The organism is Paraburkholderia megapolitana (assembly GCF_007556815.1).
Taxonomy (GTDB): domain Bacteria; phylum Pseudomonadota; class Gammaproteobacteria; order Burkholderiales; family Burkholderiaceae; genus Paraburkholderia; species Paraburkholderia megapolitana.
Genome location: NZ_CP041745.1, coordinates 2,988,434 through 3,001,794 on the forward strand (window position 1 = coordinate 2,988,434; position 13,361 = coordinate 3,001,794).

Annotated in this window: 11 protein-coding genes and 1 pseudogene; all 12 read right to left on the reverse strand. The window is 62.7% G+C overall.

Annotation, left to right across the window (positions count from 1 at the left end):
• The 12 genes and pseudogenes from FNZ07_RS26575 to FNZ07_RS26630 all read right to left on the reverse strand — a co-directional run bounded on the left by FNZ07_RS26575 (position 1) and on the right by FNZ07_RS26630 (position 13,200).
• Entirely contained in the window at positions 1–750 is a 750-nt protein-coding gene (locus FNZ07_RS26575) for an ABC transporter permease (RefSeq protein WP_091020483.1), read from the reverse strand.
• Positions 751–769: 19 nt separating this feature from the next.
• The gene (locus tag FNZ07_RS26580; RefSeq protein ID WP_091020486.1) at positions 770–1,627 is read right to left on the reverse strand and encodes an ABC transporter ATP-binding protein; all 858 of its coding nucleotides are present in this window, start codon (positions 1,625–1,627) and stop codon (positions 770–772) included.
• Positions 1,624–2,619 (reverse strand): ABC transporter substrate-binding protein, encoded by a 996-nt coding sequence (locus tag FNZ07_RS26585; RefSeq protein ID WP_091020489.1) that lies wholly within the window; start codon positions 2,617–2,619, stop codon positions 1,624–1,626. Before FNZ07_RS26585 ends, FNZ07_RS26580 begins: the two co-directional genes overlap by 4 nt.
• A 372-nt stretch (positions 2,620–2,991) precedes the next feature.
• The gene (locus FNZ07_RS26590) at positions 2,992–3,474 is read right to left on the reverse strand and encodes a MarR family winged helix-turn-helix transcriptional regulator (protein WP_091020493.1); all 483 of its coding nucleotides are present in this window, start codon (positions 3,472–3,474) and stop codon (positions 2,992–2,994) included.
• A 155-nt stretch (positions 3,475–3,629) separates the two neighbouring features.
• Positions 3,630–4,181, reverse strand: a complete 552-nt coding sequence (locus tag FNZ07_RS26595) for a GNAT family N-acetyltransferase (protein ID WP_091020508.1) — start codon at positions 4,179–4,181, stop codon at positions 3,630–3,632.
• A 4-nt stretch (positions 4,182–4,185) separates the two neighbouring features.
• Positions 4,186–4,734 carry a GNAT family N-acetyltransferase gene (locus FNZ07_RS26600; RefSeq protein ID WP_091020496.1) on the reverse strand — a complete coding sequence of 183 codons (549 nt, stop codon included), beginning with the start codon at positions 4,732–4,734 and terminating at the stop codon, positions 4,186–4,188.
• A gap of 4 nt (positions 4,735–4,738) precedes the next feature.
• On the reverse strand, positions 4,739–6,076 hold the full coding sequence (locus FNZ07_RS26605) for a TldD/PmbA family protein (RefSeq protein ID WP_091020498.1): 1,338 nt from the start codon (positions 6,074–6,076) through the stop codon (positions 4,739–4,741).
• Positions 6,073–7,506, reverse strand: a complete 1,434-nt coding sequence (locus FNZ07_RS26610; protein ID WP_091020500.1) for a TldD/PmbA family protein — start codon at positions 7,504–7,506, stop codon at positions 6,073–6,075. Before FNZ07_RS26610 ends, FNZ07_RS26605 begins: the two co-directional genes overlap by 4 nt.
• On the reverse strand, positions 7,503–9,131 hold the full coding sequence (locus FNZ07_RS26615; protein ID WP_144269494.1) for an ABC transporter ATP-binding protein: 1,629 nt from the start codon (positions 9,129–9,131) through the stop codon (positions 7,503–7,505). The genes FNZ07_RS26610 and FNZ07_RS26615 overlap by 4 nt, the downstream gene beginning before the upstream one ends.
• 11 nt (positions 9,132–9,142) lie before the next feature.
• Complete coding sequence (locus FNZ07_RS26620; RefSeq protein WP_096717034.1) at positions 9,143–10,255, reverse strand: ABC transporter permease; 1,113 nt, start codon at positions 10,253–10,255, stop codon at positions 9,143–9,145.
• Positions 10,209–11,260 (reverse strand): annotated as a pseudogene (locus FNZ07_RS26625) (microcin C ABC transporter permease YejB). Before FNZ07_RS26625 ends, FNZ07_RS26620 begins: the two are co-directional and overlap by 47 nt.
• A gap of 8 nt (positions 11,261–11,268) precedes the next feature.
• The gene (locus FNZ07_RS26630; protein WP_091020225.1) at positions 11,269–13,200 is read right to left on the reverse strand and encodes an extracellular solute-binding protein; all 1,932 of its coding nucleotides are present in this window, start codon (positions 13,198–13,200) and stop codon (positions 11,269–11,271) included.
• Positions 13,201–13,361 lie beyond the last annotated feature (161 nt).

Sequence of the window (13,361 nt, forward strand, 5' to 3'; positions counted from 1 at the left end):
TCACTGTTGCCGACGCGCCTGGAACCGGTGATCGATCCGGTTCAGCACGACGTTGACCAGCGTGACGAGCACCAGAACGAACAACATCAGCGAGTACATGTCGTCGTTCTGAAAGTTGTTATACGCATAACCGATCGCGTAGCCGATCCCCGATCCGGACAGGATGAACTCCGACGCGATCACGCCGATGAACGCATACGCGACCGACAGCTTCACGCCGGTGAACAGGTACGGCAGCGTCGCGGGCAGCTTGATATGGATCGCCGAGCGCCATGGCGACAATCGCATCACCTGGGCGCTCTTGTGCAGCGCGCGCGGAATCCGGTCGAGCCCGTTGAGCGTCGCGGTGATCATCGTGACGACGGCGAGCATCACGGCGATGGCGATGATCGGCAGCGAACCGACGCCGAGCAGCACGATAAAGACCGGATAGAAGATAAACGTCGGCACCGCGTAGTAACTTGCCAGCAGCGGTTCGAGCGGACGCCGCACCGACGGCAGCGCATGCAGCACGAGCCCGAGTGCGAAACCGAGCAGCACAGACACAACCGATGCGGCCACGATGTCGAGCAGGCTCGTGACGATATCGCGATCGAACTTGCCGCCACGCAGCATCTCGATGCCGTGCGTCACCATCGCCGACGGCGGCACCAGCACCGCAGCGGGAATCGCGCCGGTGCGGCATAGCAGCTCGACCAGCGCGACAAACCCGGCCACGACGACAAACCGTACGACAGTTTCGGTTTTCACTTCGAACTCCTTCGTCCGGTCAGTGCATGCCCATGACCTTCAGCGATTCGGCCCGCAACTTCTCCCACAGGCGCGCGTTCACTTCGCCGAAGCGCGGCGTCGACACCACGCGACTGTCGCGCGAGCGCTCCCAACCGGTTTCGACGATGTCGATGAACAGACCCGGTCGCGCCGACATCACGCCGACCCGGTCGGACAGCATCGCGGCTTCGTCGAGTGCGTGGGTGATCAGCAGCACGGTCGCCGAGGTTTCGCGCCACAGGCGCAGCAGTTCGTCGCCCATCAGGAGACGCGTCTGCTGATCGAGTGCGCCAAAGGGTTCGTCGAGCAGGATCAAACGCGGCTGGATCACCAGTGTGCGCGCAATGCACACACGCTGCCGCATACCGCCCGACAGTTGCGCCGGGTATGCGCCCGCAAAATCTTTCAGACCCATGAAGCCGAGCGCGTAGTCGACCCGGCGCGCGATCTCCGCACCGTCGACACCCGCCATGCGCAGACCGAACGAAATGTTGTCGCGCACTGTCAGCCATGGGAACGACGCGTCTTCCTGGAACACCACGCCGACGCCATCGGGTACGCCCTTCACCGGCTGCCCTTCGAACGTGACGGTGCCGGAACTCGGCTTCGCGAGACCGGCGAGTGCATCGAGCAAGGTGGATTTGCCGCAACCGGACGGCCCGACCACCGAGAAGAACTCGCCCTTCGTCAGCGTCAGATCGATCGGCCCCAATGCATGAAACAGCTCTTTCGAGCCGTTCTTGTTGAAGTAGCGCGTGACACCGGTCAGCTCGACATGCGCTTCTTGCGGCACGGTCGCCCGCGCGGTCGACGTCTCGACGATCTGCAACGCGGGCGGCGCATTCCACGCTTTCATAGCTTGCTCCTCGCTTTGAGGTCGGCGGGCAGAAAGCTCGTGTCGACGAGCTTCGACCAGTCCACGTCGCCGTTCAGTTCGCCGATCAGCTTGAGACCATCCGTCATGCGATCGAGCTCGGCGCGATCGAATTCGCCCGTGCTCCACATGTGCGACTTGACCATGTTGTCGACCGCTTCGCGCGCGACGTCAGGCGTGAGCTTGAAACTCGTTTCGAGCAGCTTCGCGGCGCCGGCCGGATCGGCATACGTCGCATCGACACCCGCGCGACGACCCGCGATGATTGCGCGTAGTTCGTCGGGATGGCTCTTCGCGAATTCGCGTGTGGTGATACCGACCGAGGTGGTCATCGGCTGCAGGATGTCGCCGGCGCGATAGACGGTGCGGTACTTGTCCTTGCGGATGATCGAGAGCGGCTCGATCAGCACGGCACCCGCTACGGCGCCCTGCTCGAGCATCGTCAGGCCGTTCACGTAGCCGCCGGACGCGACGCGCTGCACCTTGTCCGCATCGACGCCTTTGGCCTTCAGCACCATCAGCAGCAGCATTTCGGAGACGCCTTTCGGCGACGTGATCGCGACTTTCTTGCCGGCCAGATCGGCGACGCTGTGTACGTTCGAGTTCGGCATCGTCACCATCGATGCTTCCGCGACGCTGCGCGTGCCGACGTTGACGATCACCAGATCGAGGCCCTGACGTTGCGCGGCGAGCGCCGCGGCCACCGCGACTTCACCGTACGGCGTCTTGCTCGCGAGGATATTGCGCACCGTCGTGCCACCGCCACCCGAGGTCAGAATGCCCGTGATGTCGACGCCGGCTTTCTTGAAGAGCCCCTTGTCCATCGCTACCGCATAGGGCAGCCCGTAGAGACTGCTGCCCCACTGCGTCACCGAGATCTCGTCGGCATGTGCAGCGGACCCATGCAGAGCGCCCGCGGCCATAACCAGCGATGCACCGAACGTCGCGCAGACCCGTTTGAGGAAACACTTCATGTATAGCACTCCAGGCGAGGGAACCGGATGGGGACTCCGATGGCTATAGAAGCTCTGCACCGCCGACACGCTCGATCTGGTAGCGAAATGAGCGTACACACGGTAACTGCAAGATTAGTTGCAATGAGCATGCCATGGTTAGAGGTGTTTACCCGTGTCCGAATCATCGTTGACCACGGATAAAAATCCTTTTAAATTCAACATATTAAAAACATTCAGAAAGTGCATCGAGACTGACATCGAGCTTTCCACCGGTACCGCGACGCACCACTGAAAAACATGTACACACTATAAAAGCGCACCACTGCAAATCGTCCCGAGGTTGGTGCAGCGCATCTTGCGAGCGGTGTGCGTTCACGTAGCGCTGCGGATCTACTCGCCGTCCGGACCGCACAGTTTGCGCAGCAGATGCAGCACCGCGACGCGCTCTACGGCATTGAGGTCGCTCATCGTCAGCTCGCTGATGCGCGCGGCCGTCGGTGTGGTCTGTTCGAGCAGCGCGTGCCCGCGGCCGGTCAGCTCGACGATGCTCTTGCGACGATCGTCGGGGCTACTCTGCAGCTCGACCAGCCCACGCGCCTGCAGACGCTCGATGATGCCGCGCACCGTTGCGCCGTCGATCGCCGTCGCCTTGCCGAGATCGCTCATCGACGACGGCCCGAGCCGGCGGTTCGCACTGAGCACGGCGAATTGCACCGCGGTCAGTTGCGGGTCGTCGATGGTCTGGCTGAAGATCGCGAGATGCCGCTGATAGGCGCGGCGCAGCAGATGCCCGATCTGCTCCGAGAATTCATAGCCGGAAGCGTCGAGTTGCGCCGGTGCGATCGGGTCGGGAAGAGACTTGGGCGGCGCCATGATCGGTCGTGATCTCGCGGAAGTAGATGAAGGACGCAGCGGCAATCGATGCCCGCAACGTCCGCGCCATTCTACAAACTTTCCGCGTGGAACCTGTGCCGCATTTGCAGAGGTGCGTGTCAGGAATGCGGGGGACTCATCTGACAACAGATCAATCAGACGACGGCGGCGAGCGGCGGTGCATCGACAAGACGCGCCATATGCAGTGCATCGACGAGTACGCCGTCCTGCATCGCATAACCACGCGAGCGGCCCTCTTCGATAAAGTCGAACTTGCGATACAACGCAATCGCGGCCGCATTGTCGGCGAACACCATGAGTTCGAGGCGCCGCAAACCGAGCGAGTGATCCGCGCAGTCGATCAACGCCCGCATCAGCGCCGAACCGACGCCGCGCCTGCAGTACGCATCGTCCACGGCGATACTTAAGTCCGCTCCATGCGCGCACGTCGGTCGATATGCACGCAACCCGCCATGTCCGACTACACGGCCGTCGAGCTCGGCGCAGATCGAGGTGCTTCCGCTGGAGAAGCGGCCCAGCAAGACAGTCATCGCTTCAGCGCTGCGATAGCCGAGCGACAGCGTGCCGTGCCGCACGCCAGGCTGGCTGAAAATGGCGGCAACCGCGGCCATATCCTCGGGCTCGCAGGCTCGCACTGTCACGTGGCTACCTGTTGCCGCTTCGTTTCGTGTTGTGTATTCGTTCATCGTGCTAACCCGCGGCGAACGGCGCGGGGTCACGCAAGCGCGCCATGAAATAGTCGTCGATCAGCACGCCATCGCGCAACACAGCACCGCGGCGCCGGGCTTCGACCTCGAAACCGAACGCGCGATACAGCGCGATCGCCGCGTGATTGTCCGCGAACACCCGCAATTCGACGCGGCGCAGACCGAGCCAGTTGTCGGCGAGATCGAGCAGTTCGGTCATCAGCGCACGGCCAATGCCGCGCCGATGCCACGCATCGTGCACACCGATGCTGATCGATCCCGAATGCGCCCGACGCCCCTTGTTAGACATCAGCCCTGCTTCGCCAACCAGCGTGTCGCCGACCGTTGCCATGATCGCGATCTGCGACTCACCGAGTTTCTCGATGTACTCACGCGTGCTGGCGAGCGTCGCGAAAGGCTTGAGCGGATTGCCATGCATCGATGCAGGTAGCCCCATCAAAACGTGAAGCTGCTCGGCATCGGCCGGGCACAGTGCGCGCAGCGTCAAACCTTCGGGCGGTTGTCTGGATGTCGTGTCGACCGTTCGATTCATACGCTCACAAGGTCAGTTCGAACGAGCGCACCAGCACGCCAGGCAACTGCATGCCGCCGGTCGCGCGTTCGCCGTACGTCGAGTCGCTCAGCAGCAGTTCGGGCTGTGCGCCAAGTGCTTCGAGCTGATCGCCGAGCAGACGGTACAGGCTGTCGTCGAAACGCATCGCGTCGAGCGGCGCGACGATCTTCCCGTGTTCGACCCAGAAGGTCGCGAAGCGCGTCATGCCGGTCAGACGGCAGTTCATCGGGTCGGACACGTTGACGTACCAGAGATTGCCGACGTACAGGCCCGTGTCGAGCTTCGCCAGTACCTCGTCGTCAGGCAGGTCGCCCGGCAGCATCGACAGTGCAACGGGCGCCTCGGATGCCAGTGCGCCGTTCGGTTGCAGACTGTATTCGCGCGCGCTGCGTGCATTCGTGAGGCGACCGGCACTGCGTCCCGCGTCGATCAGCGGCACGCTCTCGCGCACGTAGCCGTCTTCGTTGAAGCCAGGCGTGATGCCGAGATCCAGGTCTTCGCTGAGCGTCACGCGCGGATCGAGTGCGGCTTCGCCAGCGTGCAGCTTGCGCAGCACGCTGCGTGAGGTCGCGTGCGCACGCGCGGAGAAACCGCTCCACGACGCCACACCGAGCAACTCTTCAAGCGCCGCCGGTGCAAGCCACGCTCGATAGCCCCCTGGAGACAACGCGCGCGGCGTCAACGCGAGCACCGGCAGCCGTGCCGCCGCCTGTTCGACCTTCTGCGCGAATGCAGCGTCGCTCCAGTCGTCGCCGGCGTAAGTCGTCTTGATCGCACGGCCGCTTGGGTCGTACAACGACCAGCTGAAATTGAAGCTATCGACTTCGTACCAGCCACGGCTGCCGCCTGTGGACGCAAAGCCGCGCACGATCGTCCCACCGGCATAGAAACCGACGAAGTCGAGACCTTGCGCACATTCAGCCACCGTGCGGATGAGCGCCTGCGGATCGGGCAGATGACCAGAGCGACGCGTCACGCGCTGCCATTGCGTTGTATCGAACAGCAGATGCGGATCGTCTGCGGCATCGCGCAGGCTGTCGCGCAACGCGGCGAGCGCTGCATCGATCGCATCGAGATCCTGCTGCACGTCGCCGCATACCGTGAACGTCGAATACGCCTGACGCGCACCGTCGATCAGACGCAGCGTCAGCTTGCCCTGCGACACGCTGCCGATCTGCCGCACCTTGCCCGCATTGAAGCGGATAAAGTCGGACTGCTCCGCAACAAACGAACTCAGCGTCGTTTCCGCACCTTGCTGCAAACGTTCGATTTCATCGGCGAGCCGCGTGAAGTGAGCCTGCCAGTCGCGCTCACTCATCATGCGCCTCCAAATACGTCGACGTTGCTGAACACGCAGGCCGGCGACGCGTGACCTACACGTATGATCTGCATCGGCTCGCCCTTGCCGCAGTATGGCGTGCCGTACACGCCGCGCGTCCCGGCATTACCCACCGCGCTCAGACTGCGCCAGAAATTCGCCGAGATGCCGCGATAGTTGGGCTGCTTGACCACCTGTGTGAGCTTGCCGTTTTCGATCAGTTGGCCAAACTCGCAGCCGAACTGGAATTTGTTGCGGTGATCGTCGATCGACCACGATGTGTTCGTGCGCATCATGATGCCGTGCTCGATGTTGCCGATCATCTCGTCGAGCGAGCTGGTGCCCGGTTCGATGTTGAGGTTCGCCATGCGGTCGATGGGCGGACGGTTCCAGTTCGACGCGCGCGAATTCGCGACGCCCGGCATCTGCGCACGCTGCTGCGAGAGCGCGCCGCCGAGCGGCCGTTCGAGCACGCCGCCGCGGATCAGATACTGCTTGGTCGCCTCGGTGCCGTCGTCGTCGAAGCCATAGGAAGCCGCTTCTTCGCGCAGCTCCGGATCGAACGTCACGTTCAGCAGATCGGAGCCGTAGCGATACGAGCCGAACATCTCCTGCTTGACGAAGCTCCAGCCCGCGAAGTTGCGCTCGTCGCCGAGGATACGGTCCAGTTCGAGCGGGTGGCCGATCGATTCGTGGATCTGCAGCATCATCTGGTCGGGCATCAGCAACAGGTCGCGCGGACCGGAAGGACAGTTCGGCGCGGCCAGAAGCTGCAATGCTTCGTCGGCGACGCGTACACCGGCACCATCGAAGCCGAAACGCGCCAGCACCTCGAGGCCGCCTTGCGAAAGCGTGCCGTAGCTGCCGAGCGTACGCACCTGCGTATCGCCGTCCGCGTGCGCAGCGACGCTCATGGCCGGCAGCAGGAAGCGGAACTGTTGATCGATCCGGACGCCATCGCTGGTGATATAGAGCTGATCGGTATGCGTGATCTGCACACCCGCGATGCGCTCGACGATCCGCGCATCGCGATTCGCGCTTGCGCATTCGTGACGCAGGAGATCGAGCCATTCGGCGCGGGACGGCAACGCCTGCTGCAGATTCGGCGATGCGTAGCGGCCGTTCGCGGCGGGCCGCGCTACTTCGCGATGATCGATCAGCGATAACGCGGCGCTTGCGTGTGCCCGTGCGGTTGCAATATCGAGCGCGGCCTGCAATCCCGCTGCCGACAGGTTCGCTGTCGCCGCGTAACCGGCACCCGCGCCGACCCAGGCAGTCAACATCGCGCCACGATCGCGGTTCGTGCTGAGCGGCTGTGCGACATCGTTGCGCACTTCGTGATCTTCGATCTGCTCATCGACGACCCGCAGCGACCAGAAATCGGCCTCGCTGTGCAGCGCGCGGGCGGCCTGCGCCCAACGTTCGTCAATCATGCGGTGGTCCTGGAAGAAGCCGGCTGGTTGATCAACGACGACGCCAGCAGCGACTGGGTATAGGGATGCGACGGTGTGCGCAGCACATCGAGCGTATCGCCTGCTTCGACAATGCGCCCCGACTTCATCACAATCACGCGATGCGCCATCGCGCGCATCACCGCCAGATCGTGCGTGATAAAAAGATAACTCAGCTGGTACTTCTTCTGCAGTTTCGTCAGCAGGTTCAGTACCTGCTTCTGGATCGATACGTCGAGCGCGCTGGTCGGCTCGTCGAGCACGAGAAGTTCCGGTTCGACCGCGAGTGCGCGTGCAATTGCGATCCGCTGACGCTGGCCGCCTGAGAATTCGTGCGGATAGCGCACCATCGATTCGGCCGGCATGCCCACTTCCTCGAGTAGCGCGGCAACGCGGCCGCGCCGCTCTTTCGTCTCGACGTTTTTATGATGCACGGCCAGCCCTTCACCGATGATCTGTTCGACGGTCATGCGCGGCGAGAGCGAGCCAAACGGGTCCTGAAACACCACCTGCATGCGCGCGCACAGTTCGCGCCGCTCGCGGCTCTGCCCCGACTTCGGCAACGGGATGCCGTCGATGCGGATCTCGCCGGTCGCGGGACGCTGCAATCCGAGCACAGTTGCCGCCAGCGTCGATTTACCCGATCCTGACTCGCCCACGATGCCCAGCGTTTCCCCGCGTTTGAGATTCAGGTCAAGCTCGTGCACCGCGCGGAACGTTGCGCGGCCAAACATCGAACGCCAGCCTTTGGCCGGAATCCGGTAGTCGATTGCGAGCTTTTCCACGTCGAGCAGCGTGCGTGCATCCGGTTCGATCGCATCGATTGCGCGTTGCGGTTCGCTGTCGAGCAGCCGCTTCGTGTACGGGTGCTGCGGGTTCGAGAACAGTTCTTCGGTGGTGTTGGTTTCCACCAGCACGCCCTTTTCCATTACCGCCACACGTTGTGCGAAGCGCTTCACCAGGTTCAGGTCGTGCGTGATCAGCAGCACGGCCATGCCGCGGTCGGCCGCTTCCTGCTCCTGCAGGCCGATCAGCAGGTCGACGATCTGCTGGCGCACGGTCACATCAAGCGCGGTGGTCGGTTCGTCGGCCAGCAGCAGGCGCGGGCGGCACGCGAGCGCCATCGCGATCATCGCGCGCTGGCGCTGGCCACCCGATAACTGGTGCGGAAAGCTGTCGATACGCCGCTCCGGCTCGGGAATGCCGGTGCGTTTGAGCAGTTCGATGCCGCGTTGACGGGCTGCGTTCGGGCGCAAGCCCTCGTGCAACCGTAAGCTTTCTGCAATCTGCTTGCCGATCGTATAGAGCGGATTGAGCGCCGTCATCGGTTCCTGAAACACCATTGCGACGTCCGCACCGCGGATACCGCGCATCTGCTGCTCGGTCTTCTGCAGCAGGTCATCACCGTCGAGCAGGATGCGCCCGCTCAGTTCCGCCTGGGCGACGAGCCGCAGGATCGACAGCGCAGTGACGCTCTTGCCCGAGCCCGATTCGCCGACCAGTGCCACACGTTCGCCGCGTGCGATGGAGAGGCTCAGGTCCTGCACCGCGACCTTGTCGCCAAAGCGCACCGAGAAGCGGTCTATTTCCAGCAGGGGTTGAGTCATGGGTTGAGCCATCACTTGCCTCCACCGAATGCCGAACCGCGCATGCGCGTGTCCAGTGCGTTGCGCAGCGCATCGCCCATGAAGGTCAGCAGCAGCAGCGTGATCACGAGCGCCGAGAACGCCGAGATCGAGATCCACCACGCATCGAGGTTGTTCTTGCCCTCCTGCAGCAGTTCACCGAGGCTGGGGGTGGGCGGCGGCACGCCGAGACCCAGGAAGTCGAGACTGGTCAGCGAGAGGATCGCGGCACTCATGCGGAACGGCAAAAAGGTGATGACCGGTGTCAGGCTGTTGGGCAGCACGTGGCGCCACATGATCTGCCAGTTCGTGAGCCCCATCGTGCGGGCGGCCTTCACGTAGTCGAGCGAGCGGTTACGCAGGAATTCGGCACGTACGTAGTCGGACAGGACCAGCCAGCCGAACATCGACAGCAGGATGAACAGCAGCCACAGCGTCGGCTCGAAGATCGAGGCGAAGATGATCAGCAGGTAGAGGTCTGGCATCGAACTCCAGATTTCGATCAGGCGCTGGCCGATCAGGTCGGTGCGCCCTCCGTAGAAGCCCTGCACCGCCCCTGTCAGTACGCCGAGCAATACCCCCGATACCGTCAGCGCGAGCGCCATCAGCACCGACAGCCGGAAACCGTACAGCAGGCGCGAGAGCACATCGCGCCCGAACTGGTCGGTCCCGAGCCAGTTGGTGGCCGAAGGCGGCGCCGGAAACGGGTGCGCGGCGAAGTAATCGATGGTGTCGTAGTGGTAGTGATTGGGCGGATAGATCGCGAAGTTACCCTTCGATTCGAGCCGCGAGCGGATATACGGATCGAGGTAGTTCGCGCGCGCCGGAAAGTCGCCGCCAAACACCAGCTCCGAATAGTCCTTCACGATCGGAAAGTAGTAATGCCCTTCATAGCGCACGACAAGCGGACGATCATTCGCCAGCAGCTCGCCAAAGAGGCTGATGACAAACAGCGCACCGAAGATGATGAGGCTCCAGTAACCGAGCCGCTGCTGTCTGAAGCGCCACCAGGTGCGCCGCCACGGGGAAGGTGACGGTGCCTGGGTGACGACCGCGGACTCAGTGGTCCATGCGGTTGAACTGGATGCGGGGGTCGACGAGGACATAGCAGACGTCAGCAATAAGTTTGGTTACGAGGCCGATCAGCGTGAACAGGAACAGCGAGCCGAGCACCACGGGATAGTCGCGGCGGATCACGGAGTCGTAGGACAGCTGACCCATGCCGTTGAGCGAGAAGAGCGTTTCGATGAGCAGGTTGCCGTTCAGGAAGGCACCGACGAAGGCGGCGGGCAGACCGGTCAGCAGCGGAATGGCCGCGTTGCGCAGCACGTGCTTCCACAGCACGTCGCGCTCGGCGGCCCCCTTGGCACGCGCGGTCAGCACATATTGCCGGCCGATCTCCTCGAGGAAGGTGTTCTTGGTGAGGATCGTGACGATCGCGAAGTTGCCGACCACCGATGCAGTGACCGGCAACGCGATGTGCCACAGGTAGTCGAGGATCTTGCCCACGACGCTCAGGTCGCTGAAGTTGTCCGAGACGATGCCGCGCATCGGGAACACCTGCCAGAACGTGCCACCGCCGAACAGCATGATCAGCAGCACGCCGAGCACGAAGCCGGGAATCGCGTAGCCGGCGAGTACCAGTACGCTCGTTACCGTGTCGAAGCGCGAGCCGTTGCGCACCGCCTTTGCGATCCCGAGCGGCACCGATATCAGGTAGGTGAGCAGCACCGTCCATAACCCGAGTGTGATCGACACGGGCAGCTTGGAGCGGATTACGTCCCAGACGCTGTCATGCTGGTAGTAGGACTGGCCGAGGTTGAAGGTCGCATAGTTCTTCAGCATCAGCACGTAACGCGTGAGCGGCGGCTTGTCGAAGCCGAACTCTTTCTTGATCTGTTCGATCTGCTGAGGGTCGACGCCCTGGCTGCCGTGATAGCCACCCCCGCCCGCCCCGCCTCTCCGCCACGGCTGGTGCCGTGGCGGAGTTGCATCATCACCTGTTCGACCGGCCCACCCGGCACGAACTGTGTGACGACGAAGGTCAGTGTGACGACGCCGAGTAGCGTGGGCACCATTAGCAACAAACGTCTGAGTATGTAGGTGAGCATGCTGTTCCTCAGTGAGCAGCGGAGCCAGAAGCGGCGGCGGCTGTGGCCGCGGCGCCCGGCGTCTTTGCCGGCTTCAGGTACCAGTAGTTAATCACCCAGTCTTCATACTGGTACGAATTGGGCACGACTTTCGGAAAGCCCAATGTATTCTTGTAGCCGATCCGCGCGCCCGGCGAGTAGTACTGCGGCACAAGGTAATACGAGTAGATCATCACGCGATCCAGCGCGCGCGTCGCCGCTTCCAGATCGTCAAGCGTGGTGGCGCTCAGTGCGGATTTGATCAATGAATCGACGGCTTTCGACTTAATGCCAGGATAGTTCTCCGAGCCCGGTTGCGACGCCGCTGCGCTGCCGAAGCGGCGCGTCAACTCGATACCGGGAATCGTCACCGGCGGGTAGATAAAGGTGGTCATGTCGTACTCGAAATTGTCGAGCCGCTTCTGGTACAGCGCACTGTCGATTTCGCGGAAGTTCGTCTGGATGCCGAGATTGCCGAGCGCCTGCATGTACGGCAGCGTCAGACGGTCCATCCCGGGCTGGTCATCCATGAACTCGATCGACATCGCTGTACCGTTTGCATCGCGCAGCGCGCCGTCGCGATAGTGCCAGCCGGCCTGCGCGAGCAGATCGCGCGCCTGCTTCAGATTGTCGCGCAGCGAGTGCGGGGGAATCGTGTCGGGCTGCTTCAGCATCGGGCCGAAGGCCTCGGGCGGAATACTGCCGCGCAGCGGTTCGAGCAACGCCAGTTCCTTCGGTCCCGGCATACCGGTCGCGCCGAACGGGCTCGCTTCCCAGTAGCTGTTGGTCCGACGGTACTGACCGTAGAACATCATCCGGTTCATCCAGTCGTAATCGAACGCAAGACCCAATGCGCGACGCACGCGTGGATCCTTGAACATCGGCTTGCGCAGATTGAACAGAAAGCCCTGCATCTGGGCCGGGCCGTCGTCGAATTCGCCCTTCTTCAACAAGCCGTTCTTGAAGTTCTTGCCGACGTATTTGCGCGCCCACTGCGTCGCGCTGTATTCGACATCCACATCGTCGTTGCCCGCCTTGAAGGCTTCGAGCTTCGTGTACTGGTCGAGATAGAGCCTGAAATTGATCCGCTCGAAACGGAACATACCGCGCCGTGTCGGCAGGTCCGACGCCCAGTAGGTCGGATTGCGCCGATACGTGATCGCCTTGTCGTTCTTGCGTGCTTCGATCAGATACGCGCTGCTCGCGATCGGCGGCGACGTTGCGATCTGGTCGAACGGCGGGCGCGTGCCGTCGGCGCGCATGCCCCACTTCGGCGAGAAGACCGGAAGATCGCCGGCGATTAGCGGTCCGTCGCGCTCGGCCTGCTTGAAGTCGAAGCGAATCGTGCTCTTGTCGATCACCACGGCACGCTTGATCACGGAGAACTGCGCACTAAAGACCGGTGAGGCTTGCGGACTTTCCAGCGTATCGAACGAATACTTGACGTCGGCCGCGGTAATCGGATCGCCGTTCGAAAAACGGGCGGCCGGATTGATGTGGAATGTCGCCGAGGTCAGATCGGGCGCGACTTCGACGTCGTTTGCGATCAGTGCATATTCGGAGGCGAGTTCGTCCCAGCTGCGCTGCATCAGCGTGTCGAACATCAAGGTCTTGATGTACGGCGCAGGCGACCCCCGCACCAGATACGGATTCAGCGAGTCGTAGCTTTGCGCTTCGTCGTAGTTCTGAAAATTCAGTGTGCCGTGGACCGGCACGTCGGGGTCCGCGTAGTCGAAGTGGGTGAAACTGGCGGGGTATTTGGGCTGATCGTACTGCGAGATGCCGGAGCTCGCGTGAGCCGCAACTGGTACGACGCCGAGTAGCGCCAGCGCCGTCAGAGCGGTCACCAGCGCCGGGGCAAAACGCCCACGTGCTACGGTTGCAGGCCGCGTGTGTGACGGCCGGAACTTCACGAATTTCATCATCTGCCTGCTTGAAGACGCATACCGGCTTGTGGCCGGAGTGCGGTTCGTCAACGACGCGACGGCAACCGGAGGGTTGCCGCTTGAGTCACTTGGGTGTCCGACTGCGGCACCTTACTGCGGCGCTTCGATCTGCGCGCCATGCTGCTGAAACAAGACGA